Below are 26141 nucleotides of genomic sequence, written 5' to 3'. Positions count from 1 at the left end.
CCCCGTCCGGCGCGGCGCGCATGTGGTCCGCATGGTTCGCACATGGCCCGCGGGCGCCGCGGGCCGGGTGGCCGGCCGGTCGGCGCTCAGCCGGCCGCGTGTTCGACGATCAGCTGGACGCGCGTCACGCCGTTCCACGTGTCGGCCACGAGGCGGTACGCGATCAGCGCGCTCGCCGGCAGCGGCTCGGTGTGGTTGAACCAGATCGCGTTGAAGCGCTGGCGGCCGCGCGCCAGTTGCAGCTTCAGGTGCTTTTCCTTCACGAGCGACTGCGACACGACGTCGAATTCGCCGGAGAAAAGCGGGGCCGGAAAGCCCTGGCCCCAGACGGCTTCGTCGAGCAACCCGACGAACTGCGGCGTGAAATACGCTTCCTCGAGTTCGCCGTCGGTCTCGATCACGCGCGCCAGCGCGTCGTCGGACAGCCATTCGCGCGCGACGGCCTCGAACGCGGCCGCGAAGCGCGGCACGTTGTCGGTGTCGAGCGTGAGACCGGCCGCCATCGCGTGGCCGCCGAACGCGACGATCAGGTCGGGCTCGCGCTTCGACACGAGGTCGAGCGCATCGCGCAGGTGGAAGCCGGGAATCGAGCGGCCGGAACCCTTGACCCGCGTGCCGGCCTCGTCCGCATGCGCGAACGTGAACGACGGGCGGTGGAATTTCTCCTTGAGCCGTCCGGCGACGATGCCGATCACGCCCTGGTGCCACTCGGGATTGAACAGCGTGATCGTGCATGCGTCGGCCGGATCGACGTCGGCGAGATCGGCGAGCGCCTGCTGCTGCATGCCGGCCTCGATCTCGCGGCGCTCGCGGTTCATCACGTCGAGCTGCTGCGCGAGGTCCCACGCGCGGCCGATGTCGTCGGTGATCAGGCACTCGATGCCGAGCGACATGTCCGAGAGCCGCCCGGCGGCGTTCAGGCGCGGGCCGAGGCCGAAGCCGAGGTCGAAGCCCGATGCGGTGCGCGCCTCGCGGCCGGCGGCGCGGAACAGCGCGGCGATACCCGGCTGCATGCGGCCGTTGCGGATGCGCTGCAGCCCCTGTGCGACGAGCACGCGATTGTTGCCGTCGAGCCGCACGACGTCGGCGACGGTGCCGAGCGCGACGAGGTCGAGCAGCCCGTCGAGGCGCGGTTCGGCTTCCTTGCTCGCGAATGCGCCGCGGCGGCGCAGCTCGGCGCGCAGCGCGAGCAGCACGTAGAACATCACGCCGACGCCGGCGATGTGCTTGCTCGGGAACGCGCAGCCGGGCTGGTTCGGGTTGACGATCGCGCGCGCGGCGGGCAGCGCGTCGCCGGGCAGGTGGTGGTCGGTCACGAGCACGTCGATGCCGCGTGCGTTCGCGGCGTCGACGCCCGCGACGCTCGCGATCCCGTTGTCGACGGTGATCAGCAGGTCGGGCTTGCGCGCGGCCGCGAGTTCGACGATCTCTGGCGTGAGCCCGTAGCCGTATTCGAAGCGGTTCGGCACCAGGTAGTCGATTTGCGCGCCGAACATCCGCAGGCCGCGCACCGCGACCGCGCAGGCGGTCGCGCCGTCGCAGTCGTAGTCGGCGACGACCAGCAGGCGCCGCTGGTCGGCGATCGCGTCGGCGAGCAGCGCCGCGGCGTCCGCGCAGCCTTTCAGTTCGGTGGGCGGCACGAGGCGCGCGAGCGCCGTCTCGATGTCGGTCGGGGACTGCACGCCGCGCGACGCGTACAGGCGCGCGAGGACGGGATGCAGGCCGTGGCGCGCGAGCGCTTCGGCGTCGGCGGGCGCGACGGGGCGGGTAACGATCCGGGTCATACAGGTCGGGTTATTCGAACAGGGATGCCAGCGCGCGGCGGCGCCAGAACTTGCGCAGGTCGCCGCGCGTCGCGTGCAGCGTCACGGAGCTGGTGTCGCCGCACAGCGTGAAGTCGACGCCGGCCAGCTCGCCGTTCTGCAGCGCGGCGAGGGCGGGCGCGAACCAGTCGCGCTCGAGCGCGGCGAGCGCGTCGTGCCAGCGTGCCCAGTCCTGTTCGATGAACGGGGCGGACAGCGTGGGCAGCTCGACGAGCGTCGCGCCGGCGGCGGCGGGCAATGTGCCGAATGCGGCCGGCACGGCGCCGGCCTCGGCCTGCGCCGCGCGCGCGAGGCCGAGCGCGGCGGGCGACACGGACAGCACGCGCGCGAACGGCTTGCCGACCGGCTTCAGCGTGCCCTGCGCGTGGAACCAGATCGAATTGACGGCGGGCAACCCGCGCGCTTCGCGCGCTTCGTTGACCGGATGCTGAAACCACGCCATCTGCACTTCGTTCTGCAGCTTCATCCACATCCGCGAGCGTTCGCCGGTGTGCGCCTCGTGCGGCAACCAGATCTCGATGTTGCGGCCGCTGGCGCGCAGCGGCGCGGCACCGGCGAGGCGGGCGAGCTGCTCGCTGGACAGGTACCAGCGCGCCGGATGCGGCGCTTCCAGTCGCACGCCGAGCTCCTCGATCAGCGGGCGCGCGACCGCCAGCAACGCGGCGGCGTCGCCGTCGTCGAGCGCGAGGCTCGCCGGGTCGACGAGCACGAGGTGATCGTGCGCGATTTCGACATGGACGGGCTCGACGCACGCCCAGGCCTGGGTGCCCGGGTCGCCGCCGTCCGCCAGCAGCATGTAGGGCGCGAGCGGCGCCTCGTCGGCGGCGTTGCCCTGGGTCGCGCCGAACCGGCGGGCCAGCCAGCGCTCGTGCGGCAGCGTGCGCTGGAAGTCTTCGCCGGCCACGCGCTCGACGAGGCTCGCGCGGGCGAGCAACTTTTCGAGCGCGGGGCTGTCCAGCGTGTGCAGGGACGAGGCCGCATCGGCCGCCGACGGCAGCGCGAACGGAACGAGAAAATGGAGGCGTCGGTCGTGCATGATGGTGCGCATTGTATGGCAAACTGCGCGCGTGATCGGGCCGGCTGACGGTCCGATTGGGCCCGATTGCGTCCGGCGACCGCTTTTTTCGACCGCGCCCCGGGCGGCGCTCCGGCCTCGGGCCGCCATCCCCGCCGTAACCAGCAGAAAGGATTCGCTTGAAACTTCCGTACGAATGGCAGATCGGCTGGCGCTACACGCGCGCCGGCAAACGCACGACCGGCAACGGCTTCATTTCCTTCATCGCGCTCGTGTCGATGCTCGGGATCGCGCTCGGCGTCGCGGCGCTGATCGTCGTGCTGTCCGTGATGAACGGCTTCCAGAAGGAAGTGCGCGACCGCATGCTGTCGGTGCTCGCGCACGTCGAGGTGTTCTCGCCGACCGGCTCGATGCCCGACTGGCAACTGACCGCGCAGGAAGCGCGCCGCAATCCGTCGGTGACGGGCGCGGCGCCGTACGTCGACGCGCAGGCGCTGCTCACGCGCCAGGACGCGGTGAGCGGCGTGATGCTGCGCGGCGTCGAGCCGTCGCTCGAACCGGAGGTGTCGGACATCGGCAAGGACATGAAGGCGGGCCAGCTCGCCGCGCTCGTGCCCGGCCAGTTCGGCATCGTGCTCGGCGACGCGCTCGCCGGCAACCTCGGCGTGACGGTCGGCGACAAGGTCACGCTCGTCGCTCCCGAAGGCACGATCACGCCGGCCGGGATGATGCCGCGGCTCAAGCAGTTCACGGTCGTCGGCGTGTTCGAGTCGGGCCACTACGAATACGACAGCACGCTCGCGATGATCAACATCCGCGACGCGGAGGCGCTGTTCCGGATGGCCGCGCCGACCGGCGTGCGGCTGCGGCTCACCGACATGCAGAAGGCGCCGCAGGTCGCGGTCGAGCTGTCGCATACGCTGTCGGGCAGCCTGTACATCCGCGACTGGACCCAGCAGAACAAGACCTGGTTCTCGGCCGTGCAGATCGAGAAGCGGATGATGTTCATCATCCTCACGCTGATCATCGCGGTGGCAGCGTTCAACCTCGTGTCGTCGCTCGTGATGACGGTGACCAACAAGCAGGCCGACATCGCGATCCTGCGCACGCTCGGCGCGCAGCCGGGCTCGATCATGAAGATCTTCGTCGTGCAGGGCGTGACGATCGGCTTCGTCGGCACCGCATCGGGCGTCGCGCTCGGCTGCCTGATCGCGTGGAGCATTCCGTGGCTGATCCCGATGATCGAGCATCTGTTCGGCGTGCAGTTCCTGCCGCCGTCGGTGTACTTCATCAGCGAGCTGCCGTCCGAGCTCGTCGCGGGCGACGTCATCAAGATCGGCCTGATCGCGTTCGTGCTGTCGGCCGTCGCGACGCTCTATCCGAGCTGGCGCGGCGCGAAGGTGAAGCCGGCGGAGGCGCTGCGCTATGAATGATCGCGCGACCGCATTCGCGGATTCACGACAACCCATCAGACAGGATTCGGCAGGTATGCAGGAATACGTGCTTCAGGCGCGCGGGATCACGAAGGCGTTCGTGCAGGGCGGCTTCAACGTGCAGGTGCTCAACAACACCGAGCTGACGGTGCGGCGCGGCGAGAAGCTGGCGGTCGTCGGCGCGTCGGGCTCCGGCAAGAGCACGCTGCTGCACGTGCTGGGCGGCCTCGACGAGCCGAGCGCGGGCGAAGTGTCGCTGCTCGGCAAGCCGTTTACGCAGCTCGCCGAGCGCGAGCGCAACGAGCTGCGCAACCGCGCGCTCGGCTTCGTCTACCAGTTCCATCACCTGCTGCCGGAATTCACCGCGCTCGACAACGTCGCGATGCCGCTGCGCATCCGCCGGATGACGACCGAGGACGCGCGCGCGCAGGCACAGGCGATGCTCGAACGTGTCGGTCTCGGCCCGCGTGCGAAGCACCGGCCGGGCGAGCTGTCGGGCGGCGAGCGGCAGCGCGTCGCGATCGCGCGCGCGCTGGTGACGAAGCCGGCCTGCGTGCTCGCCGACGAGCCGACCGGCAACCTCGACGGCACGACGGCCGATACCGTGTTCAACCTGATGCTCGAGTTGTCCGAGACGCTCGAAACGAGCTTCGTGATCGTCACGCACGATCCCGAGCTCGCCGCGCGCTGCGACCGCATCATGCGCCTGCGCGACGGCGTGCTGCACGAGGAGCCGGCGCTGCCGGTGTGAACGAACGCCTCCGCCGTGCCGCCGGACGAGTCCCGGCGTTGCGGCGGGGCGCAGGAAAGCCGCCATGTGGATCGATACGCATTGCCATCTCGATGCCGCCGAATTCGACGCCGACCGCGACGCGGTCACGCAGGCGGCGCGTGCGGCCGGCGTGTCTCGCATCGTGATTCCGAGCATCGGGCGCGACAACTTCACGACCGTGCGCGAACTGGCGCAGCGCACACCGGGCGCGGTCTATGCGCTCGGCATCCACCCGATGTATACGCCGCACGCACGCGACGAGGATCTCGACCGGCTGCGCATGGAGATCGAGGCGAGCCTCGACGATCCGCGCTTCGTCGCGATCGGCGAGATCGGGCTCGACTACTTCGTGCCGGGGCTCGACGAAGCGCGGCAGCAATTCTTCTATCAAGGGCAGCTCAAGCTCGCGCGGGAATTCGACCTGCCGGTGCTGTGCCACGTGCGCAAGTCGCAGGACCGCGTGCTCGCCGGGCTGCGCCGCTTCGGCGTGCGGCGCGGCATCGCGCATGCGTTCAACGGCAGTTTCCAGCAGGCCGACGCGTATCTCGCACAGGGGCTGCATCTCGGTTTCGGCGGCAACGTGACGTTCGGACGCGCGTTGCAGATCCGCCGGCTCGCCGCGCAGTTGCCGCTCGACGCGATCGTCGTCGAGACCGACGCGCCCGACATCGCGCCCGAATGGGCGTACAAGTCTCGCAACGCGCCCGACCAGGTGCCGCGCATCGGTGCCGTGCTCGCCGAGCTGCGCGGGATCGACGCGCACGCGCTGTCCCTATCCACAACGGCTAACGCGCTCGCCGCGCTGCCGCGACTCGCCCTTTCGTCCGCATAATCGCTGCCGGAAGGCGCCGTCTCGATAGCGGCGGCGTCAGGTCGACGAGGAGGCGCGATGCGCGTGTGGTGGATCGCGTTCGCGCTCGGCGTCGTCGTGCTGCAGCGGCAGGCGGCGTTGCCGGGCGCGGGCGGCTGGGCAGGCGGGGCGGCGGTGCTGGCCGGTTGCGGCGCGCTGCTCGCATGGTGTGCGCGGCGCCGTCGAACCCGCGCGATCGTCGCGCTCCGGTGGGTGCTGTGCGCGTGCGCCGCCGGTGCGATCGGATTCGGCTATGCGGCCGCGCGCGCCGAATGGCGGCTGCGTGACAGCCTGCCCGTCGAGCGGGAAGGGCGCAACATCGTCGTCACTGGCGTGATCCGCGGGTTGCCGGTGATCGACGACACCGGCTCGCGACTGCTGTTTGCCGTCGAATCGAACGATGCGGCGCTGGCCCGGTTTCCTCCCGTGATCCGGTTGTCATGGCGCACGTACGGCGCGCCCGCGGCACGCGACGCGATGCCCGATTTGCGCGCCGCGCAGCGCTGGCGCCTCGTCGTGCGCCTGAAGCGTCCGCATGCCGAGGCGAATCCCGGCGTGCGAGACAGCGAGGCGGCATGGCTCGCCGCGGGCATTCGCGCGATCGGCTATGTGGTCGCGCCCGAGCGGGCGGAACTGCTCGACGCGCGTGCGTCGGGATGGCGCGCGTCGATCGATCGGCTGCGCGACGCGCTGCGTGCCGGTATCGGCGATGCGCTCGGCAGCGGCGCGCGCCATCACGGCATCGTGACCGCGCTCGCGGTCGGCGATCAATCCGGCATCGGCGACGACGCGTGGCGCGTGCTGCGCAATACGGGCACGAGTCATCTGGTCGCGATCTCCGGGCTGCACGTCGGGCTCGTCGGCGCGCTCGCCGGCGGGATCGCATCGATCGTCTGGCGGCGTCTGCGCTGGCGAGGACGTGCGGCGGCGCTGATGATTCCCGCGCCTTACGTGGCTTCGGTTGCCGCGCTGACGGCAGCCGCCGGCTATGCAGCGCTCGCCGGCTTCAACGTGCCGGCGCAGCGCGCATGGTGGATGATCGCGGCCGGTGCGGCCGCCTATCTGGCCGGACGCAGCGTGCCGACGTCCACGGTGCTGTGCGCGGCGCTCGGCGGCGTGCTGCTCGCCGATCCGTGGGCCGTGTTGTCCGCCGGGTTCTGGCTGTCGTTCGGCGCGGTTGCAGTGATCCTGATGGCGGTCGCGGGCTGGCGCGCGGTGCGCGAATTCGACGGGGGCGACAGGCACGACAGCGGCGACGGTGCGGGGGATGGCACCATCGCGGTCGACCGCTGGAGGTGGCTGCGAGCAGGGTGCGCGCGTGCCGGGCGCCGAATCGCGGAGGCCACGCGCGTGCAGTACGCGGTGACGATCGGCCTCGCGCCGCTGACGGCCGCGTGGTTCGCGCAGATCTCGGTATCCGGCCCGTTCGGCAATGCGTTCGCGATTCCGTGGGTCAGCGCCGTCGTGACGCCGGTCGTGCTCGCCGGTATCGGGTTGCCCGCGCCGTTGGACGGCTATGCGTTCCGGCTCGCGCATGCGGCGCTCGAACCGATGATGGCGCTGCTGGGGCATCTCGCCGACTGGCCGGCCGGCGTATTCTGGCTGCGCATGCCTGACTGGCCGGTGTTGATGCTGGCGTGCATCGGCGTCGCATGGGTGTTGATGCCGCGCGGCTGGCCGCTGCGCTGGGCCGCGCCGATCACGTGGCTGCCGCTGCTTGTGCCGGCGCCGGATAAACCGCCGCCGGGCGGCTTCCGGCTGACCGTGCTCGACGTCGGGCAGGGCGCGTCGGTGCTGGTCGAGACCGCGCGCCGGACCTTGCTGTTCGATGCGGGGCCGGGGCCGGAGTCGACCCATGCCGGCCAGCGGATCGTTGCGCCGTCGTTGCGCTCGCGCGGAATCCGGACCGTCGATACGCTCGTGCTCAGTCATGCGGACGCCGATCACGCGGGCGGCGCGGCGGCCGTCTATGCGGCGGTCGACGTGCGTCAGCTGCTTGCCGGCATCGCGCCGCGGCACCGGCTGTGGCGCGACGCGCAGGCGGCCGGCGTGACCGATCGGTTGCCTTGCGCGGCCGGGCAGCGGTGGAGCTGGGACGGTGTCGTGTTCACGATGCTGTGGCCGCCGCGCATGGCGGGGGCCGGTCCGTCGAACGAACAATCGTGCGTGCTGCGCATCGACGCGGTGGGCACGTCGGCCCTGCTGACGGGCGACATCGAGGCGCGCGCCGAGCGCCGCCTGGTGGCCGATGCGCGCGACGCGCTGGCCGCGCAGATCCTCGTCGTGCCGCACCATGGCAGCCGCACGTCGTCGGTCGAGCCTTTCCTCGATTCGGTCGGGCCGCGCGTCGCGGTATTTCCTGTAGGCTATCGCAATCGCTTCGGGCATCCGCACCGGACGGTCCTCGCGCGCTACGAGGCGCGCGGGATTCCGCTGCCGCGCACCGATCGCGACGGGGCCGTGCGGTTCGACGTCGCGCCGGCGGACGGCGGTTTTGCGTTCGAGCGTTATCGCGATGCGCAGCGACGGTACTGGATGGACCGGTGAGTTGGTGTGATGGCGCGCAGCAGGAACGAAGAGACCGGACACGTGCTGGAGCAGCGGAGCCCGCCGATCGCGAAGCATGGGACGGGAGTAAATGCTAAAGCACCAACTCCGGTCGACCGCGAAGCATGGGACGGGAGTAGGCGCTGAAGCGCCAGCTCCCGTCGACCGCGAAGCATGGGACAGGAGTAGGCGCTGAAGCGCCAACTCCCGTCGACCGCGAAGCATGGGACGGGAGTAAGCGCTAAAGCGCCAACTCCCGTCGACCGCGAAGCATGGGACAGGAGTAGGCGCTGAAGCGCCAACTCCCGTCGACAAAGGAGACATTGGCGTTTGAAGGACATCCTCCACTTCTCGCATGCGAACGGTTTTCCGGCCTCGACGTACCGGACGATCTTCGCCGAGCTGGCAGACGACTACGACCTGCGTTACATCGAGCGCATCGGTCACGACCGCCGCTACCCGGTGACGCGCGACTGGCCGCATCTCGTCGAGCAGCTGCTCGACGACATCGGCAGCCGCTACGAGCGCCCGGTCTGGCTCGTCGGCCATTCGCTCGGCGGCTACCTGTCGCTGATGGCAGCGCTGAAAAAACCGCACTGGGTGCGCGGCGTGGTGATGATCGATTCACCGATCATCGCGGGATGGCGCGCCGGCGCGCTGCGCGCGAGCCAGTGGGCCGGGCTCGACGAGCGGCTGTCGCCGGCGGCCGCGACGCGCAACCGGCGCACGCGCTGGGCGAGCCGCGACGAAGCCTGGCGGCACTTTCACGAGAAACCCGCGTTCGCGCGCTGGGACGAGCGGATGCTGTCGGACTACATCGACCACGGCATCCCGCAGGCGGGCGCCGACGGCGAACGCGCGCTCGCATTCGACCGGCAGGTCGAATACCTGATCTACCGGACGCTGCCGCACACGCTCGGCCCGCGGCTCGCGCACGGCGCGCCGGTGCCGCTCGGCTTTCTCGCCGGCACGCGCTCGCGCGAGGTGCGGCAGGTCGGGCTCGAGGCGACGCGCCGCGCCGCGCGCGGGCGCATCGAATGGATCGAGGGCAGCCACCTGTTCCCGATGGAGCGGCCGATCGAGACGGCCCGCGCATTGCAGCGGATGCTGAATTCGCTGAAAACGGCGGAGGGCGGCGTGCCGCGCGACAGCGCAGCGCTCGCGAACAGCGCCTGACGCCTTGGTCCGGTGCTCCGCGTCCGGCGTGCGCGGTTGCACCGTCCGGCCGGCCGGTTCGCCCCGGCGCGCACGGCTGGCGCGGCACAGCGCGAAAGGGCGGGATCATCGCGTCAATTGCTGAGAGAAGGGCGGGCTTTACGGTATAATCCGTTTTTCCCGCGAGCATCCAGCGATGACCAAATATGTTTTCGTCACCGGCGGCGTAGTTTCTTCCCTCGGCAAGGGTATTGCCGCCGCCTCTCTCGCCGCGATCCTCGAATCGCGCGGTCTGAAAGTCACCCTCCTCAAACTCGATCCCTACATCAACGTCGACCCCGGCACGATGAGCCCGTTCCAGCACGGCGAAGTGTTCGTGACGGAAGACGGAGCGGAGACCGACCTCGACCTCGGCCACTACGAGCGCTTCATCAGCACGAAGATGCGCAAGGCCAACAACTTCACGACCGGCCAGATCTACGAATCGGTGATCCGCAAGGAACGCCGCGGCGACTATCTCGGCAAGACCGTGCAGGTGATTCCGCACATCACGAACGAAATCCAGGCGTTCATCGAGCGCGGGGCGGCATCGGCCACCTGCGGCGAACCGGACGTCGCGATCGTCGAGATCGGCGGCACGGTCGGTGACATCGAGTCGCTGCCGTTCCTCGAGGCCGCGCGCCAGATGAGCCTGCGCCTCGGCCGCAACAGCGCGTGCTTCGTGCACCTGACGCTCGTGCCGTACGTCGCGACGGCCGGCGAGCTGAAGACGAAGCCGACCCAGCACAGCGTGCAGAAGCTGCGCGAGATCGGCATCCTGCCGCACGTGCTGCTGTGCCGTGCGGACCGCCGCATCCCGGACGACGAATCGAAGAAGATCTCGATGTTCTCGAACGTGCCGGAAGACGCCGTGATCTCGGTGTGGGACGCCGACAGCATCTACAAGATTCCGCAGATGCTGCACGACCAGGGCCTCGACCGGATCATCTGCGAAGAGCTGAAGCTGTCGCCGAAGGACGCCGACCTGAGCATGTGGTCGGAGCTCGTCGAGAAGCTGGAAAACCCGAAACACGAAGTGACGATCGGCATGGTCGGCAAGTACGTCGATCTGACCGAGTCGTACAAGTCGCTGATCGAGGCGCTGCGCCACGCATCGCTGCACACGTCGACCAAGGTCAACATCGAGTACATCGACTCGGAAGAGATCGAGACGAACGGTGTCGACAGCCTGAAGCATCTCGACGCCGTGCTGGTGCCGGGCGGTTTCGGCCGTCGCGGCACGGAAGGCAAGATCGCGGCGATCCGCTATGCGCGCGAGGCAAAGGTGCCGTACCTCGGCATCTGTCTCGGCATGCAGCTCGCGGTGATCGAATTCGCGCGCGACGTCGTCGGCCTGAAGCAGGCGAACAGCACGGAATTCGATCCGGAAACGCCGGAACGCGTGGTCGCGCTGATCACCGAGTGGCACGACCGCGAAGGCAAGGTCGAGACGCGCACCGAGGAATCCGATCTCGGCGGCACGATGCGCCTCGGCTCGCAACGCTGCCCGATCAAGCCCGGCACGATGGCCGAAGAGATCTATGGCAAGGACGTGAACGAGCGCCATCGCCACCGTTATGAAGTCAATAACCGCTTCGTGCCCCAGCTCGAAGCCGGCGGCCTTATCATCAGCGCCCGTACCCCGAGCGAGGATCTGCCGGAAATGATGGAGCTGCCGCGCTCGATGCACCCGTGGTTCGTCGGCGTCCAGTTCCACCCGGAATTCACGTCCACGCCGCGTGACGGTCATCCCCTCTTCAAGTCGTTCGTCGAAGCCGCGCTCGCCAACAAGCAAGCGCGCGGAGTGTAAAGCATGAAGCTGTGCGATTTCGAGGTCGGTCTCGACCAGCCTTTCTTCCTGATCGCGGGTACCTGCGTCGTCGAATCGGAGCAGATGACGATCGACACGGCGGGCCGCCTGAAGGAGATCTGCGAGAAGCTGAACGTCCCGTTCATCTACAAGTCGTCCTACGACAAGGCGAATCGCAGCTCGGGCAAGTCGTTTCGCGGCCTCGGAATGGACGAGGGCCTGCGGATCCTCGGCGAGGTGAAGCGCCAGCTCGGCCTGCCGGTGCTGACCGACGTGCATTCGATCGAGGAGATCGAGCAGGTCGCGTCGGTCGTCGACGTGCTGCAGACGCCCGCGTTCCTGTGCCGCCAGACCGACTTCATCCACGCGTGCGCACGCTCGGGCAAGCCCGTCAACATCAAGAAGGGCCAGTTCCTCGCGCCGCACGACATGAAGAACGTAATCGACAAGGCGCGCGACGCGGCGCGTGACGCGGGGCTGTCGGAAGACCGCTTCATGGCGTGCGAGCGCGGCGTCTCGTTCGGCTACAACAACCTCGTGTCCGACATGCGCTCGCTCGCGATCATGCGCGAGACGCACGCGCCGGTCGTGTTCGATGCGACCCACTCGGTGCAGCTGCCGGGCGGGCAGGGCACGAGCTCGGGCGGCCAGCGCGAATTCGTGCCGGTGCTCGCGCGTGCGGCGGTCGCGACGGGTGTCGCGGGCCTCTTCATGGAAACGCATCCGAATCCGGCCGAAGCGAAGTCGGACGGCCCGAACGCGGTGCCGCTGAACCGGATGGGCGCGCTGCTGGAGACCCTCGTCACGCTCGACCAGGCGGTGAAGCGCAATCCGTTCCTGGAAAACGATTTCAACTAAAGATCGAATGAACCATGCGACGGCTTCGCGCGTCAGTAGCGTAAGCAATGTCGGCGCGCATGCCGTCGCAGTTTGAAGAATCCATCGTCATTCTCAGAGGAAACCCATGAGTGCAATCGTAGATATCATCGGCCGCGAGATTCTGGATTCGCGCGGCAACCCCACCGTCGAATGCGACGTGCTGCTCGAATCGGGCACGATGGGCCGCGCGGCGGTGCCGTCGGGCGCGTCCACCGGCTCGCGTGAAGCGATCGAACTGCGCGACGGCGAAGCCGGCCGCTACAACGGCAAGGGCGTGCTGAAAGCGGTCGAGCACATCAACACCGAAATCTCCGAAGCCATCATGGGCCTCGACGCGTCGGAACAGGCGTTCCTCGACAAGACGCTGCTCGAGCTGGACGGCACCGACAACAAGTCGCGCCTCGGCGCGAACGCGATGCTGGCCGTGTCGATGGCCGTCGCGAAGGCAGCGGCTGAAGAAGCCGGCCTGCCGCTGTACCGCTACTTCGGCGGCTCGGGCGCGATGCAGCTGCCGGTCCCGATGATGAACATCGTCAACGGTGGCGCGCACGCGAACAACAGCCTCGACATCCAGGAATTCATGATCGTCCCGGTGAGCCAGCCGACGTTCCGTGAAGCCCTGCGTTGCGGCGCGGAAGTGTTCCACGCACTGAAGAAGATCCTGAGCGACCGCGGCATGAGCACGGCAGTCGGCGACGAAGGCGGCTTCGCGCCGAACTTCGGCAGCAACGACGAGTGCCTGTCGACGATCCTGCAGGCGATCGAGAAGGCCGGCTACCGTGCGGGCGAAGACGTGCTGCTCGCGCTCGACTGCGCGGCCTCCGAGTTCTACCACGACGGCAAGTACCAGCTCGCGGGCGAAGGCCTGCAACTGTCGTCGGCCGAATTCACCGACTACCTCGCGACGCTCGCCGACAAGTTCCCGATCGTGTCGATCGAAGACGGCATGCACGAAGGTGACTGGGACGGCTGGAAGCTGCTGACCGAGCGCCTCGGCAAGAAGGTGCAGCTCGTCGGCGACGACCTGTTCGTCACGAACACGCGCATCCTGAAGGAAGGCATCGAGAAGGGCATCGCGAACTCGATCCTCATCAAGATCAACCAGATCGGTACGCTGACCGAAACGTTCGCGGCAATCGAAATGGCGAAGCGCGCGGGCTACACGGCCGTGATCTCGCACCGCTCGGGCGAAACGGAAGATTCGACGATCGCGGACATCGCGGTCGGCCTGAACGCCGGTCAGATCAAGACGGGTTCGCTGTCGCGCAGCGACCGCATCTCGAAGTACAACCAGCTGCTGCGCATCGAGGAAGATCTCGGCGACATCGCGAGCTACCCGGGCAAATCGGCTTTCTATAACCTGCGCTAACGCGCTACTATCGGGTTCGTCATCTCGACGCCGCTCTGTGCATGTCGCGCGGAGCGGCGCTTCTTATATCTGCGTCTCTTACATGCGGCTTGTCACTGTCGTCCTGATTGCCTTGCTGGCGCTCATTCAGTACCCCCTATGGTGGGGACACGGCGGCTGGTTGCGGGTGCACGAATTGCGCCAGCAGCTCGGCGATCAGCTGCAGAAGAATGCGGACGAGAAGCTGCGCAATGAACGGATCGCGGGCGAAGTGCAGGATCTGCAGGGCGGTACTGCGGCCATCGAGGAGCGCGCGCGCTACGAGATGGGCATGGTGAAGGATGGCGAAGTGTTCGTGCAGTTCGTATCGCCGAACGCGCCGGCCAGCCCGCTGAACAACACGCCGTCGAGCACGTCGACGCGCGGTACCGTGTCCGCGGCACCCGTGCGTGTCGTGCCGAACCCGCAGTCGATCGCGAAACCGTCGCGGCATCACGGCGGCGAGAAGGGCAAGGCCGCGCATCACTGAGCGCGGGAGTCCGAACCATTGAAAAAGCGCGGGAAATGCCGCGCTTTTTTATTTCCTGTCAGTCGTCAATCGGGTCGGTCGACGCGATGTCGCGTCACCACCACCAGCCCGGGTAACCGTAGCCATAGCCGATGCCGGTGCCCCACCGGTTGCCCCAACCGCCGCCGTAATAGCCGCCGTAGACGGTCACGGGCGGCGGCGAGTAATACGACCACGCGCGCGCGGCGGCCTCGGCCGCCATCGCGTCGTTCTGCTCGCGCAGCACCTGCCGGTCGATCTCGTCGTAGCGTTTGCGCTCCGCGCTCGACAGGGCGGGCGGCCGGCCGCCCGACGCGCCTGGCTCGGGCAGGCGGCTCAGGATCGTCGACGTAGGCGGCTGCACCGCGCAGCCGGCGAGGGCCAGCGTGCCGGCTGCGACGCCGGCCAGGACGAGGGTGCGGAACGGGCGATTCATGTGTTTCTCCAGCAGCGCGCCGCAGTGGAAAGCGGTTTGCGCCGAAGGCGGGGCCTGCGGCGCGTGAGCCGCACGGGCGACGCTCGTGCGCCATTATGCGCCCGCGCCCGCATCGCGGGCACGGACGCGCGGCTCGCTCAGTGACGCTGGTCGGTCGCGGGCGTGATGCCGGTCGCGAGCTCCGGCGCGGCGAACAACTGCGCGACGTCGACGGGATCGAATTCGTAGCGCTGGTTGCAGAACTCGCAGTGGATCTCGACGTGACCGCGCTCGACGATCACGCTGTCGACTTCGTCGCGGCCGAGCATGCGCAGCATCGCGCCGACCTTCTCGCGCGAGCACGAGCACTGGAAACGCGTCCCGGCCGGGTCGAAGTGCTGCACGTTTTCCTGCCAGAACAGCCGGCGGAACACGACTTCCGGTTCGACCTCGAGCAACTCCTTGGCGGACAGCGTGCCGCCGAGCGTGCAGACGCGCTCCCAAGTGTCGGCGTCGGTCTCGGCGTTGCGCGGCACGATGCCGCCGTCGCCCGGCAGTTTCTGCAGCAGCATGCCGACCGCGCGGTCGCGATCGGCCGCGAGCCACAGCCGCGTGTCGAGCTGCTCCGAGTGGTGCATGTAGTGCTCGAGCACCTGCGACACCGATTCGAGCGGGCCGTCGACGCCGTTCAGCGGCACGATGCCCTGGTACGGCTGCTGGCCCGGCAGTTTCTCGGCCGGGTCGAGCGTGATCACGCAGCGGCCGTGACCGCTCGCGTTGACGAGCGACGCGAAGTGCATGTCGTCGCCGATCGTCTGCGCCGCGTCGCCGGCGAACTTGGCCGTGGCGCGCATCGACAGGTCCGAGCCGCACTGGACGACCAGCATCTGGACCGGCCCGTCGCCGAAGATCTGCATGATCAGGGTGCCGTGAAATTTCAGGTTCGCCGACAGCAGCGCACACGCGGCCATCATCTCGCCGAGCACCGTGCGCACCGGGGCAGGGTAGTCACGGCGGGAAAGCACCTCTTGCCACGTGTTGCGCAGCGACACGATCTCGCCGCGCACGGGTGCCGAATTGAACATGAATTTCTGTAACTGGTCGCTCACTCTTCTTCCTTGAAATCCGCGCGAATCAGCCGATCCGCACGAGTTGCTCCTTGAAATGCGCACGCCGCTCGACGTACGTCTTCGCATTTGCGCGCAGCCGCGCGATGTCGTCTGCCGACAGCTCGCGCACGACTTTCGCCGGGGCGCCGAGAATCAGCGAATTGTCCGGGAACGTCTTGCCTTCCGTCACGACCGCGCCGGCACCGACCAGACAGTTGCGGCCGATCACCGCTCCATTCAAGACCACCGCCTGAATCCCGATCAGCGAACCCTCGCCGATCGTGCACCCGTGCAGCATCGCCTGGTGCCCGATCGTCACGTTTTCGGCAATCGTCAGCGGAAAGCCGGGGTCCGTATGCAGGACCGCGCCTTCCTGGACATTGCTGCCGGTGCCGACCGTGATCGTCTCGTTGTCGCCGCGAATCGTCGCGCCGAACCAGACGCTCGCGTTTTCCTCCAGCACGACCTTGCCGATGATGGCCGCCGTATCGGCGACGAATACGCTTTCGTGGATCGTCGGGGCCGTCTCGCCCAGTTTGTAGATCGTCACGGAGTCTCCTGGTCTCTTCGATGATGGGCGCCGGTAGAATGGCGCGTCTGGCGTGCCGGGCGCGTTGCGTGACGGCACAAACGCTTATTGTAAACCGTCGCGTGCCTGCGCTCCCGCGATGCGCGCGGATGGTGCCCCCGTTTGATGAGCATGCAGCCTTCTTCCCTTACCGCGGCGCCGCGTTGCGTGCGCCGCGCCGCACTCGACGCGCTGCGGATCTCCGAGCCGGCCGCGAAGGCCGCGCAGGTCCGTGCGCTGTATGACGCGCTGCTGGCCGGACGGGCCGCGATCGCGCCGGCGCTCGGCCTGGACGAGCCGGCCGACCTGCCCGGCCGTCCGGCGCGCCCGCCGCTCGTCGAGCCGCGCCAGCTCGAGCGCCGCAGCATGCGCTCGCCCGCGGGGCGCGCGGTGTTGCTGCACGCGCTCGCGCATATCGAATTCAACGCGATCAACCTCGCACTCGACGCCGTGTGGCGCTTCGCCGGCATGCCCGACGCGTTCTACGCGGACTGGCTGAAGGTCGCGGCCGAGGAGGCCTATCACTTCACGCTGCTGTCCGACCGGCTGGCCGGGTTCGGGCATGCGTACGGCGATTTCCCCGCGCACAACGGGCTGTGGGAGATGTGCGAGCGGACCAAGGCCGATGTGCTCGCGCGGATGGCGCTCGTGCCGCGCACCCTCGAGGCGCGCGGGCTCGACGCGTCGCCGCCGATCCGTGCGCGGCTCGTGCAGGCGGGCGACGACGCGTCCGCGGCGATCCTCGACGTGATCCTGCGCGACGAGATCGGCCATGTCGCGATCGGGAACCGCTGGTTCCGGCACTTGTGCGACGCCGCCGGCCGCGATCCGGTTCCCACCTACCGCGAGCTTGCCGAGCAGTACCATGCGCCGCGGCTGCGCGGCCCGTTCAATTTCGACGCGCGCCGCACCGCGGGATTCGAGCAGGCGGAGCTGGACGAACTCGCCGCGCAGGACGTGCCGGACGGCCCGGCGGCGGGTTAGGGCGAGCGGGCGCCGCCGGCTCCAGACGGGCGGGCGAACGCTGCCGCCGGCTGGCCACACGGGCCGCTCGGCGGCATTTCCGTGGCAGCCGATGCGCCGGACACGTACCGTCGGCTCACCGTCGCTAGAGCGCAGCCTCGACTGCCGGGCGCCGGAACGGAAGTGCCATCGCTATAATCGAACGACCATTCTTTTTTTGGCGACTGCAATGAATGCCTCGAGTTCTGTTTCCGATTTCGTCACCGTCCGCGGCGTCAAGCTGCATGTGCGGCGCTGGGGCCGGCCCGATGCGCCGACGCTGTTCATGCTGCACGGCTGGATGGACGTCGCGGCATCGTTCCAGTTCGTCGTCGACGCGCTCGCGGGCGACTGGCAGGTGATCGCGCCGGATGCGCGCGGCTTCGGCCTGTCCGACTGGCCGGTCGCGCGGCAGGGCGGCGGTCATTACTGGTTCCACGAGTACTTGGGCGATCTCGACGCGCTGGTCGATCACTATGCGCCGACCGGCGAAGTCAACCTGGTCGGGCACAGCATGGGGGCGAACGTCGTGTGCCTGTACGCGGGCGCGCGGCCGGAGCGTGTGCGGCGCGTGGTCGACCTCGAAGGGTTCGGGCTCGCCCCCGCACGGGCCGAGCAGGCGCCGCGCCGGCTGCGCGGCTGGCTCGACGAGCTGCGCGAGCCCCCGGCGCTGCGCCCGTACGCGTCGCTCGACGACGTGGCGGCCCGGCTGACCAAGACCAATCCGCGGCTCGATCCGCGCCGCGCGGCGTTCCTCGCCGCGCACTGGTCGAAGCGCGACGACGACGGCCTGTATCACCTGCTGGCGGACCCCGCGCACAAGATGGCGGGCCCGCAGTTGTACCGGCTCGACGAGGTGATGGCCGTCTGGAAGCAGGTGCGCGCGAAGGTGCTGCACGTCGAGGCCATCAATTCGCCGACGCTCGCCTACATCGCGGGCGACATCCCGCTGCCCGAGTTCAAGGCGCGCTTCGGCGCGTTCCCCGACTGGCGCGAAAAGCTCGTCGAGGATGCCGGCCACATGGTCCATCACGACCAGCCGGAGCAGGTCGCGGCGCTGATCGAGGCGTTCTGCGCATAGGCCGGCGGCGGCAGCGGCGGGGCAGGCGGGCGGCGCATTTGCCGCATTGCAGTAGAATGAAGCTTCACCTGCCATACTGACAATGAACGCTGATCTCCACTGCCATTCGAATGTTTCCGACGGGTTGCTGTCGCCTGCCGACGTCGCGCGCCGCGCCCATGCCGGCGGCGTGACCCTGTGGGCGCTGACCGACCACGACGAGATCGGCGGCCAGGCGGCGGCGCGCAGCGAGGCGGAAGCGCTCGGCATGCGCTACCTGAGCGGCGTCGAGATTTCGGTCACGTGGGCGTCGCGCACCGTGCACATCGTCGGGCTGCACATCGATCCGTCGAACCCGGCGCTCGTCGACGGCCTGTACCGCACGCGCCACGGCCGTGCGGCCCGTGCGCGGGCGATCGCCGCGCAGCTCGAGACGCTCGGCATCCCCGGCGCGTACGAAGGCGCGCTGAAGTACGTGTCGAATCCCGACCTGATCTCGCGCACCCACTTCGCGCGTTTCCTGGTCGAGAACGGCCATGCCGCATCGACGTCCGACGTGTTCGACCGCCTGCTCGGCGACGGCAAGCCGGGGTTCGTTCCGCACCGCTGGGCGACGCTGTCCGACGCCGTCGCATGGATTCGCGCGGCGGGCGGGGAGGCCGTGGTCGCACACCCGGGCCGCTACCGCTATACGCCGGTCGAATTCGACGCATTCTTCGGCGAATTCATCGATCTCGGCGGCCGGGCGATCGAGGTCATCACGGGCAGCCACACGCCCGACCAATACCGCGAATACGCGGACGTCGCGCGCCGCTTCGGCTTCGAGGTGTCGCGCGGTTCGGATTTCCATGCGCCGGGCGAGGGCCGCGTCGAACTCGGCAGCCTGCCGCCGTTGCCGCCCGACCTGAAACCGGTCTGGGAGCGCTGGCTCTGACGCGTCGCGGCCGCTTGCCGTTCGCCGTTCGCGCTGCCGGCGAGGCGCGCATCCGACTTCTCCCTCTTTACGTGTCCCCATGTCCCAGTTCTTCAGGATTCATCCGGATAATCCGCAGCCGCGTCTGATCAAGCAGGCCGCGGACATCGTCAGCAAGGGCGGCGTGATCGCAATGCCGACCGATTCGAGCTACGCGCTCGCGTGCCACCTCGACGACAAGGACGCGGTCGAGCGCGTGCGCCGCATCCGCGGCCTCGACGAGAAGCAGCACCTGTCGCTGCTCGTGCGCGACCTGTCGGAACTGGCCAACTTCGCGATGGTGGACAACCGTCAGTACCGGCAGATCAAGTCGGTGACGCCGGGCCCGTACGTGTTCATCCTGCAGGCAACCAAGGAAGTGCCGCGCCGGCTGTCGCATCCGTCGCGCAAGACGATCGGGCTGCGCGTGCCCGATCACGCGATCACGCTCGCGCTGCTCGAGTCGCTGGGCCAGCCGCTGCTCGGCACGACGCTGATCCTGCCGCCGGACGACGAGCCGCTGAACGATCCCGACGACATCCGCGCGCGGCTCGAGAAGCAGGTCGATCTCGTGATCGACGGCGGCGCGTGTCCGCGCGAGCCGTCGACGGTGATCGACCTGACGGGCGACGCGCCGCAGCTCGTGCGCGCGGGGCGCGGCGCGCTCGAACCGTTCGGGCTGTCGGCCGCGTAAGCGCCATTCATTTTTGCGCGAGTGCGCTTGTTACAATAACGCGATATGGACGCTTCCCTGATTCAGACCATCGCCGTCTACGCGCTGCCCGTGATCTTCGCGATCACGCTGCACGAGGCTGCGCACGGCTATGCCGCGCGCCTGCTCGGCGACAACACCGCCTACATGATGGGGCGCGTGTCGTTCAACCCGATGCGCCACATCGATCCGCTCGGCACGATCGCGATTCCGCTCGTGATGTATTTCCTGACCGGCGGCGCTTTCCTGTTCGGCTATGCGAAGCCGGTACCGGTATCGTTCGGCAACCTGCGCGATCCGCGCTGGGGCAGCCTGTGGGTTGCGCTCGCGGGTCCGGCCTGCAACTTCGTGCAGGCGCTGGTCTGGGGCGTGCTGACCATCGTGCTGCCCGCGGCCGGCATCGACGAGCCGTTCTTCACGCGGATGGCCTATGCGGGCGTCAGCGCGAACCTGGTGCTCGGCGTGCTGAACCTGTTTCCGCTGCCGCCGCTTGACGGCGGCCGTATCCTTGCGGCACTGCTGCCGCCGAAGCAATCGATCGCGCTGTCGCGCATCGAGCCGTACGGTTTCATCATCGTCCTCGTGCTGGTCACGACGGGCGTGCTGACGAATTTCTGGCTGCGCCCGCTCGTGAACGCCGCGGCCGGCGTGCTGAGCGCCATCCTGTCTCCCTTCGCCTCGCTTTTCTAACGACAATCATGTTCCCAGATCGTATTTTCTCCGGCATGCGACCCACCGGGTCGCTGCACCTCGGCCACTACCACGGCGTGCTGAAAAACTGGGTGAAGCTGCAGTCCGAGTACCCGTGCTTCTTCTGCGTGGTCGACTGGCATGCGCTGACGACGCACTACGAAACGCCCGAGGTCATCGAGAAGAACGTGTGGGACGTGCTGATCGACTGGCTCGCGTCCGGCATCGATCCGGCGCAGGCGACGCTGTTCATCCAGAGCAAGGTGCCCGAGCATGCGGAGCTCGCGCTGCTGCTCGGCATGAGCACGCCGCTCGGCTGGCTCGAACGCGTGCCGACCTACAAGGAGCAGATGGAGAAGCTGAAGGACAAGGACCTGTCGACCTACGGCTTCCTCGGCTACCCGGTGCTGATGGCGGCCGACATCCTGCTGTATCGCGGCTCGCTCGTGCCGGTCGGTGAAGACCAGGTGCCGCACGTCGAGATGACGCGCGAGATCGCGCGCCGCTTCAACTACCTGTACGGCCGCGAGCCGGGCTTCGAGGAGAAGGCGCTCGAGGCCGCGAAGAAGCTCGGCGGCAAGCGCGCGAAGCTCTATCACGAACTGCGCAACGCGTACCAGCAGGAGGGCGACGACGAGGCGCTCGAACAGGCGCGCGCGATGCTGCAGGAGTCGCAAAGCCTGTCGATGAGCGACCGCGAGCGCCTGTTCGGCTATCTCGAAGGCGCGCGCAAGATCATCCTGGTCGAGCCGCAGGCGCTTTTGACCGAAGCGTCGCGGATGCCGGGCCTCGACGGCCAGAAGATGTCGAAGTCGTACGGCAACACGATCGGCCTGCGCGAGGACGCGGAGACGATCACGAAGAAGGTCCGCACGATGCCGACCGATCCGGCGCGCGTGCGCCGCACCGATCCGGGCGATCCCGACAAGTGCCCGGTGTGGCAGCTGCATCAGGTCTATACGGACGAAGCGACGCACCAGTGGGTGCAGAGCGGCTGCCGCTCGGCGGGTATCGGCTGCCTCGACTGCAAGCAGCCGGTCGTCGAAGGGATCCTGCGCGAACAGCAGCCGATGCTCGAGCGCGCACAGAAGTACATGGACGATCCGTCGCTGCTGCGCGCGATCGTCGCGGACGGCTGCGACAAGGCGCGCAAGCACGCGGTCGAGACGATGCGCGACGTGCGCGAGGCGATGGGCCTGTCGTACACCTGACCTGACGGCATGCGCGAACCCGTCATTGCCGCCGCGGGCGGCCACGTCGCCCAGACCGAGCCGTCGCGCTGGGTCAGCCGGTGGTCGCGGCTCGTCCCGGCGGGCGGCGCGGTGCTCGATGTCGCCGCGGGCGGCGGCCGCCATGCGCGCTGGTTTGCGTCGCACGGGCATCCGGTCGTCGCGCTCGACCGCGATCCGGCCGCGCTGGCCGCATTGCGCGCGATTCCCGGCGTCGACGCGCGCGACGCCGATCTCGAGGGCGCGCCCTGGCCGCTGCCGGCCGGCGCGTCGTTCGCGGCGGTGATCGTCACCCATTATTTGCATCGTCCGCTCTGGCCCCATCTGCTTGATGCGGTGGCGCCGGGCGGCGTGCTGATCTACGAAACCTTCGCGCAAGGAAACGAAACGGTCGGCAAACCGTCCAATCCAGCGTTCCTGCTCGCCCCGGGCGAGCTGCTGGACGCGGTGCGCGGCCGCCTGCGGGTGGTCGCGTACGAGGACGGATTCGTCGCCGCGCCGCGCGAGGCGTTCGTGCAGCGCATCTGCGCGGTACGCGAGGGCGCGACCCCGACGGCGGGGGCGGGAATTCCACGTTACGAACTGCCCGGCTAATCCGCTACAATCTCAACGTTTACCGGTACATCAATCAATCGCGTTTCATGGCTAACGGCACCCAAGACGGCATTCAAATCCGCGGCAGCATCCCCGCGATCGTCACCCCGATGCTCGAAGACGGCAGTCTCGACCTGCCGGCGTTTCGCAAACTGATCGACTGGCACATCGCGGAAGGCACCGACGCACTCGTCGTGGTCGGCACGAGCGGCGAGTCGGCAACGCTCAACGTCGAAGAGCACATCCTGATGATCCGCACGGCGGTCGAGCATGCGGCGAAGCGCATCCCGATCATCGCGGGCGCAGGCGGCAATTCGACCGCCGAGGCGATCGAACTGACGAAGCACGCGAAGGCCGTCGGCGCCGACGCGACGCTGCAGGTCGTGCCGTACTACAACAAGCCCACGCAGGAAGGGATGTACCGGCACTTCAAGGCGATCGCCGAAGCGGTCGACCTGCCGGTGATCCTGTACAACGTGCCGGGCCGCACCGTCGCGGACATGGCGCACGAGACGACGCTGCGCCTCGCGCAGGTGCCGGGCATCATCGGCGTGAAGGAAGCGACCGGCAACATCGATCGCGCCGCGCACCTGATCAAGGCCGCGCCGAAGCATTTCGCGATCTACAGCGGCGACGATCCGACTGCGATCGCGCTGATGCTGCTCGGCGGCCACGGCAACATCTCGGTGACGGCGAACGTCGCGCCGCGCGCGATGAGCGACCTGTGCCGTGCGGCGCTGGCCGGCGACGTCGCAACGGCGCGCGAGCTGCACATGAAGCTGCTGTCGCTGCACAAGAACCTGTTCATCGAGGCAAACCCGATTCCGGTGAAGTGGGCGCTGCAGGCGATGGGCAAGATGCAGGGCGGCATCCGCCTGCCGCTTACGCCGCTCGACGAGCGCTGCCACGATGTCGTACGTTCGGCCCTCGTCGAGGCCGGCGTCCTCGCCTGAGGCTCAGGCGGCCGCGTCCTGCGGCCGCCGGCTCGACCCCTCATCAACCCGCACCGGCCGGCTCCGTCCGGCGCCGCTCCTGACGAGCGTTCTAGCAAGACGAAGGATTTCATGAAACGTTTCGCCTTTTCCTCTCGCGCCATCCAGGTTTCGGTGGTGGCGCTGGCGCTGGGCGCGCTCGCCGGCTGCGATACGCTGAACGATTATCTGGCTCCTGACCGGGTCAACTACAAGAACACGGGTTCGGCGCCGCCGCTCGCGGTGCCGAGCGACCTGAAGCCGGTGCCGACGACCCAGCAGTTCGTCGCGCCGCCGAGCAACGCCGGTCTCGGCACGCTGCCGCCGCGGGCGACCACGGCCTCCGGCAACGCGACCGACGGCGTCCCGAGCGCGCAGGATCCGCTCGGCATGCATATCGAGCGCGACGGCGATCGCCGCTGGCTCGTCGTGGACGGGCGCACGCCCGAGCAGCTGTGGCCGATCCTGAAGGAGTTCTGGCAGGAAAACGGCTTCTCGCTGAAGACCGACGCACCGTCGACCGGCATCATGGCCACCGACTGGGCCGAGAACCGCGCGAACATTCCCGACGACTGGTTCCGCCGCACGATCGGCAAGGTCATCGACTTCGCATACTCGTCGGGCACGCGCGACCGTTTCCGCACGCTCGTGAACCGCACGCCGGACGGCAACACCGACATCTCGATCACGCACAGCGCGATGGAAGAAATGATGGTCGGTCCGCAGGGCGGCACGTCGTCGCGCTGGGAAGAGCGTCCGCGCAACCCGGTGCTCGAGGCCGTGTTCCTGTCGAAGCTGATGCAGAAGTTCGGCCTGAGCGACGCGCAAGCGAAGCAGCTGCTGACCGATGCACGTCCCGCGACGGCGCCGGCGAAGGTCGCTGACACGAGCGGCGGCGCCGCGACGCTGCAGCTGGCGGAATCGTTCGACCGCGCGTGGCTGCGCGTCGGTCTCGCGCTCGACCGTACCAACTTCGCGGTCGACAATCGCGACCGCGAGAAGGGCCTGTACACCGTCCGCTACGCGAACACGATGGAAGAGCTGAAGCGCGACGGGCTGTTCGGCAAGCTGTTCTACGGCGGCCCGTCGGCGGCCAAGCCGGGCAAGGAATACCTGGTCAACGTGCGCGCGCAGGGCAATGGCGGCACGCAGGTCGCGGTGGTCGACGCGAACGGCCAGGTCGACAACTCGTCGGACGCGCAGCGGCTCATTTCGCTGCTGCAGGCCCAGCTGAACTGACCGCGTGCGCTTCGCCAGCCTTGGTAGCGGCAGCGAAGGCAACGCGCTGGTCGTCGAGGTGTCGAGCGGCACGACGACCACCCGCGTGCTGCTCGACTGCGGTTTTTCTGCGAAGGAGGTCGAGCGCCGCCTCGGCCGCCTGAATCTCGGCATCGACGATCTGGATGCGATCCTCATCACCCATGAACACAGCGACCACGTCGGCAGCGCGCTGACGCTCGCGCGGCGCGGGTCGCTGCCGCTCTACATGAGCTGGGGCACGGCGCGCGCAGTGGGCGCGGACGAGGCCGATGTCGATCTCCACGTGTTGTGGGGCGACGAGACGGCCGCGATACGCGATCTGGCCGTGATGCCCTATACGGTGCCCCACGACGCGCGGGAACCGCTCCAGTTCGTCTTCATGGATGGCTGTCGCCGGCTCGGCGTGCTGACCGACGTCGGCATGGCCACGCCGCACATCACGACCGTCCTGAGCGGCTGTGACGCGCTGGTGCTCGAATCCAACCACGATACCGCGATGCTCGCCGGGAGCCGCTATCCGCAGTCGCTGAAGGCGCGGATCGGCGGCAATCATGGCCACCTGAGCAACGATGCCGCCGCCGGCATCCTCGCATCGCTCGAACGCAGTCGCCTCCAGCACCTGGTCGCGGCGCACCTGAGCCAGCAGAACAACCGGCCCGAGCTGGCCCGCGAGGCGTTGGCCGGCGTGCTGGGAACCGACGGGGAGGACGTGGTCGTGGCCACGCAGGACGCGGGCTTCGACTGGCTGACGCTCGGTTGAGCGGGCGCAGAGCGGCGCGGGAAGGGGCGGGCGGCGGCTTGGCCTGCTTGCCTGCCGGGTGCGATGCGCGGAACCGACAGACGTAAAAAAACCGGCCCGAAGGGCCGGTTTTTTTTCAGCTGATGCTGAGGCTTACTGGCTTGCGCCCGAAGCCGGAGCAGCCGTCGCTGCCGAAGCAGCCGACGCCACAGCAGCAGCTGCGTCGCTCGCAGCAGCCGTTGCCGACGAAGCAGCAGCCGAAGCGTCGCTCGCAGCACCAGCAACTGCCGAAGCAGCCGACGAAGCAGCAGCCGATGCGTCGCTAGCAGCCGACGAAGCAGCTTGATCAGCGCTCTTGTTGCAAGCAGCCAGTGCAACAGCAGCCAACAGGGAAGCTACGAGGAGGGATTTCTTCATGATCACGTCCTTTTATGGTTAAAGGTAAGCAACAGCGCGAAACAATACCGGTAATGTGCTCCAACACCGACCTGGGCCGCTGGTGGAGACGCACTTCTAGAGCGTGAATCTTCCCTACGGCTTGGGCGGAAATTATATGCACTTTCCTATCGACCGTCGACAAATGCGGGGTCAATACGTTGTCTTTCCCATACAGAATTTGATC

At 68.4% G+C, this 26141-nt stretch carries 26 protein-coding genes; 20 read left to right on the top strand and 6 right to left on the bottom strand.

Going from position 1 to position 26141, the window contains the following annotated elements; all coding sequences use genetic code 11:
• Positions 1 to 86: 86 nt before the first annotated feature.
• Positions 87 to 1784, bottom strand: coding sequence for a single-stranded-DNA-specific exonuclease RecJ (gene recJ / locus DIE16_RS19885; RefSeq protein WP_124893282.1), 1698 nt, complete (start codon positions 1782 to 1784; stop codon positions 87 to 89).
• Between the two features lie 10 nt (positions 1785 to 1794).
• Positions 1795 to 2871 (bottom strand): regulator, encoded by a 1077-nt coding sequence (locus tag DIE16_RS19880; RefSeq protein ID WP_185735489.1) that lies wholly within the window; start codon positions 2869 to 2871, stop codon positions 1795 to 1797.
• A gap of 146 nt (positions 2872 to 3017) precedes the next feature.
• Here DIE16_RS19880 and DIE16_RS19875 point away from each other — a divergent pair, with 146 nt between their 5' ends.
• The 9 genes from DIE16_RS19875 (at position 3018) to ftsB (ending at position 14200) form a co-directional block, all read left to right on the top strand.
• Positions 3018 to 4271: a lipoprotein-releasing ABC transporter permease subunit gene (locus tag DIE16_RS19875; RefSeq protein WP_124893280.1), complete on the top strand. Its 1254-nt coding sequence runs from the start codon at positions 3018 to 3020 to the stop codon at positions 4269 to 4271.
• On the top strand, positions 4264 to 5022 hold the full coding sequence (lolD, locus tag DIE16_RS19870) for a lipoprotein-releasing ABC transporter ATP-binding protein LolD (protein WP_081051465.1): 759 nt from the start codon (positions 4264 to 4266) through the stop codon (positions 5020 to 5022). The genes DIE16_RS19875 and lolD overlap by 8 nt, the downstream gene beginning before the upstream one ends.
• Positions 5023 to 5086: 64 nt before the next feature.
• Positions 5087 to 5875: a TatD family hydrolase gene (locus DIE16_RS19865; protein WP_044848181.1), complete on the top strand. Its 789-nt coding sequence runs from the start codon at positions 5087 to 5089 to the stop codon at positions 5873 to 5875.
• Between the two features lie 57 nt (positions 5876 to 5932).
• Positions 5933 to 8440 (top strand): DNA internalization-related competence protein ComEC/Rec2, encoded by a 2508-nt coding sequence (locus tag DIE16_RS19860; RefSeq protein ID WP_124893279.1) that lies wholly within the window; start codon positions 5933 to 5935, stop codon positions 8438 to 8440.
• 330 nt (positions 8441 to 8770) lie between these two features.
• Complete coding sequence (locus tag DIE16_RS19855) at positions 8771 to 9616, top strand: alpha/beta fold hydrolase (protein ID WP_044848179.1); 846 nt, start codon at positions 8771 to 8773, stop codon at positions 9614 to 9616.
• Positions 9617 to 9791: 175 nt separating this feature from the next.
• Complete coding sequence (locus DIE16_RS19850) at positions 9792 to 11444, top strand: CTP synthase (RefSeq protein WP_124488302.1); 1653 nt, start codon at positions 9792 to 9794, stop codon at positions 11442 to 11444.
• Positions 11445 to 11447: 3 nt separating this feature from the next.
• The gene (gene kdsA, locus DIE16_RS19845) at positions 11448 to 12302 is read left to right on the top strand and encodes a 3-deoxy-8-phosphooctulonate synthase (protein ID WP_124488301.1); all 855 of its coding nucleotides are present in this window, start codon (positions 11448 to 11450) and stop codon (positions 12300 to 12302) included.
• 106 nt (positions 12303 to 12408) lie between these two features.
• Complete coding sequence (eno, locus tag DIE16_RS19840) at positions 12409 to 13692, top strand: phosphopyruvate hydratase (RefSeq protein WP_011885396.1); 1284 nt, start codon at positions 12409 to 12411, stop codon at positions 13690 to 13692.
• Between the two features lie 82 nt (positions 13693 to 13774).
• Positions 13775 to 14200 (top strand): cell division protein FtsB, encoded by a 426-nt coding sequence (ftsB, locus tag DIE16_RS19835; protein WP_044848176.1) that lies wholly within the window; start codon positions 13775 to 13777, stop codon positions 14198 to 14200.
• A gap of 94 nt (positions 14201 to 14294) precedes the next feature.
• Here ftsB and DIE16_RS19830 read toward each other — a convergent pair whose 3' ends face one another.
• The 3 genes from DIE16_RS19830 to DIE16_RS19820 form a co-directional block, all read right to left on the bottom strand.
• Positions 14295 to 14654 carry a hypothetical protein gene (locus tag DIE16_RS19830; protein WP_124667269.1) on the bottom strand — a complete coding sequence of 120 codons (360 nt, stop codon included), beginning with the start codon at positions 14652 to 14654 and terminating at the stop codon, positions 14295 to 14297.
• Positions 14655 to 14791: 137 nt separating this feature from the next.
• Entirely contained in the window at positions 14792 to 15742 is a 951-nt protein-coding gene (hslO, locus tag DIE16_RS19825) for an Hsp33 family molecular chaperone HslO (protein ID WP_124488299.1), read from the bottom strand.
• Positions 15743 to 15767: 25 nt separating this feature from the next.
• Positions 15768 to 16292 (bottom strand): gamma carbonic anhydrase family protein, encoded by a 525-nt coding sequence (locus tag DIE16_RS19820; protein ID WP_057925213.1) that lies wholly within the window; start codon positions 16290 to 16292, stop codon positions 15768 to 15770.
• A gap of 144 nt (positions 16293 to 16436) precedes the next feature.
• Between DIE16_RS19820 and DIE16_RS19815 the strand changes: the two genes are divergently transcribed.
• The 11 genes from DIE16_RS19815 (at position 16437) to DIE16_RS36650 (ending at position 25845) form a co-directional block, all read left to right on the top strand.
• Complete coding sequence (locus DIE16_RS19815) at positions 16437 to 17294, top strand: ferritin-like domain-containing protein (RefSeq protein WP_124570259.1); 858 nt, start codon at positions 16437 to 16439, stop codon at positions 17292 to 17294.
• Between the two features lie 208 nt (positions 17295 to 17502).
• Positions 17503 to 18393, top strand: a complete 891-nt coding sequence (locus DIE16_RS19810) for an alpha/beta fold hydrolase (protein WP_124522133.1) — start codon at positions 17503 to 17505, stop codon at positions 18391 to 18393.
• Positions 18394 to 18475: 82 nt separating this feature from the next.
• Entirely contained in the window at positions 18476 to 19306 is an 831-nt protein-coding gene (locus DIE16_RS19805) for a 3',5'-nucleoside bisphosphate phosphatase (RefSeq protein WP_124488296.1), read from the top strand.
• 79 nt (positions 19307 to 19385) lie between these two features.
• On the top strand, positions 19386 to 20018 hold the full coding sequence (locus DIE16_RS19800) for an L-threonylcarbamoyladenylate synthase (protein ID WP_124522131.1): 633 nt from the start codon (positions 19386 to 19388) through the stop codon (positions 20016 to 20018).
• Between the two features lie 45 nt (positions 20019 to 20063).
• Positions 20064 to 20726: a site-2 protease family protein gene (locus tag DIE16_RS19795; protein ID WP_044847994.1), complete on the top strand. Its 663-nt coding sequence runs from the start codon at positions 20064 to 20066 to the stop codon at positions 20724 to 20726.
• A gap of 8 nt (positions 20727 to 20734) precedes the next feature.
• The gene (locus DIE16_RS19790) at positions 20735 to 21937 is read left to right on the top strand and encodes a tryptophan--tRNA ligase (RefSeq protein WP_044847993.1); all 1203 of its coding nucleotides are present in this window, start codon (positions 20735 to 20737) and stop codon (positions 21935 to 21937) included.
• A gap of 9 nt (positions 21938 to 21946) precedes the next feature.
• Positions 21947 to 22549 carry a bifunctional 2-polyprenyl-6-hydroxyphenol methylase/3-demethylubiquinol 3-O-methyltransferase UbiG gene (locus DIE16_RS19785; RefSeq protein ID WP_124522129.1) on the top strand — a complete coding sequence of 201 codons (603 nt, stop codon included), beginning with the start codon at positions 21947 to 21949 and terminating at the stop codon, positions 22547 to 22549.
• A 47-nt stretch (positions 22550 to 22596) separates the two neighbouring features.
• A complete protein-coding gene (gene dapA, locus DIE16_RS19780; RefSeq protein ID WP_044847991.1) occupies positions 22597 to 23502 on the top strand; it encodes a 4-hydroxy-tetrahydrodipicolinate synthase in 906 nt (301 codons plus the stop codon).
• Between the two features lie 111 nt (positions 23503 to 23613).
• Positions 23614 to 24759 (top strand): outer membrane protein assembly factor BamC, encoded by a 1146-nt coding sequence (gene bamC / locus DIE16_RS19775; RefSeq protein ID WP_044847990.1) that lies wholly within the window; start codon positions 23614 to 23616, stop codon positions 24757 to 24759.
• Positions 24760 to 24763: 4 nt separating this feature from the next.
• Complete coding sequence (locus DIE16_RS19770) at positions 24764 to 25540, top strand: MBL fold metallo-hydrolase (protein ID WP_124893278.1); 777 nt, start codon at positions 24764 to 24766, stop codon at positions 25538 to 25540.
• Between the two features lie 122 nt (positions 25541 to 25662).
• Positions 25663 to 25845 (top strand): hypothetical protein, encoded by a 183-nt coding sequence (locus tag DIE16_RS36650; RefSeq protein ID WP_185500420.1) that lies wholly within the window; start codon positions 25663 to 25665, stop codon positions 25843 to 25845.
• Between the two features lie 20 nt (positions 25846 to 25865).
• Here DIE16_RS36650 and DIE16_RS37555 read toward each other — a convergent pair whose 3' ends face one another.
• Positions 25866 to 26111 carry a hypothetical protein gene (locus DIE16_RS37555; RefSeq protein WP_011657350.1) on the bottom strand — a complete coding sequence of 82 codons (246 nt, stop codon included), beginning with the start codon at positions 26109 to 26111 and terminating at the stop codon, positions 25866 to 25868.
• Between the last annotated feature and the right edge of the window lie 30 nt (positions 26112 to 26141).

It is taken from the genome of Burkholderia sp. Bp9090, assembly GCF_003857985.1.
Taxonomy (GTDB): Bacteria; Pseudomonadota; Gammaproteobacteria; order Burkholderiales; family Burkholderiaceae; genus Burkholderia.
The sequence above is the reverse complement of the archived record's forward strand: the minus strand, read 5'-3'. Positions and strand labels throughout refer to the sequence as shown.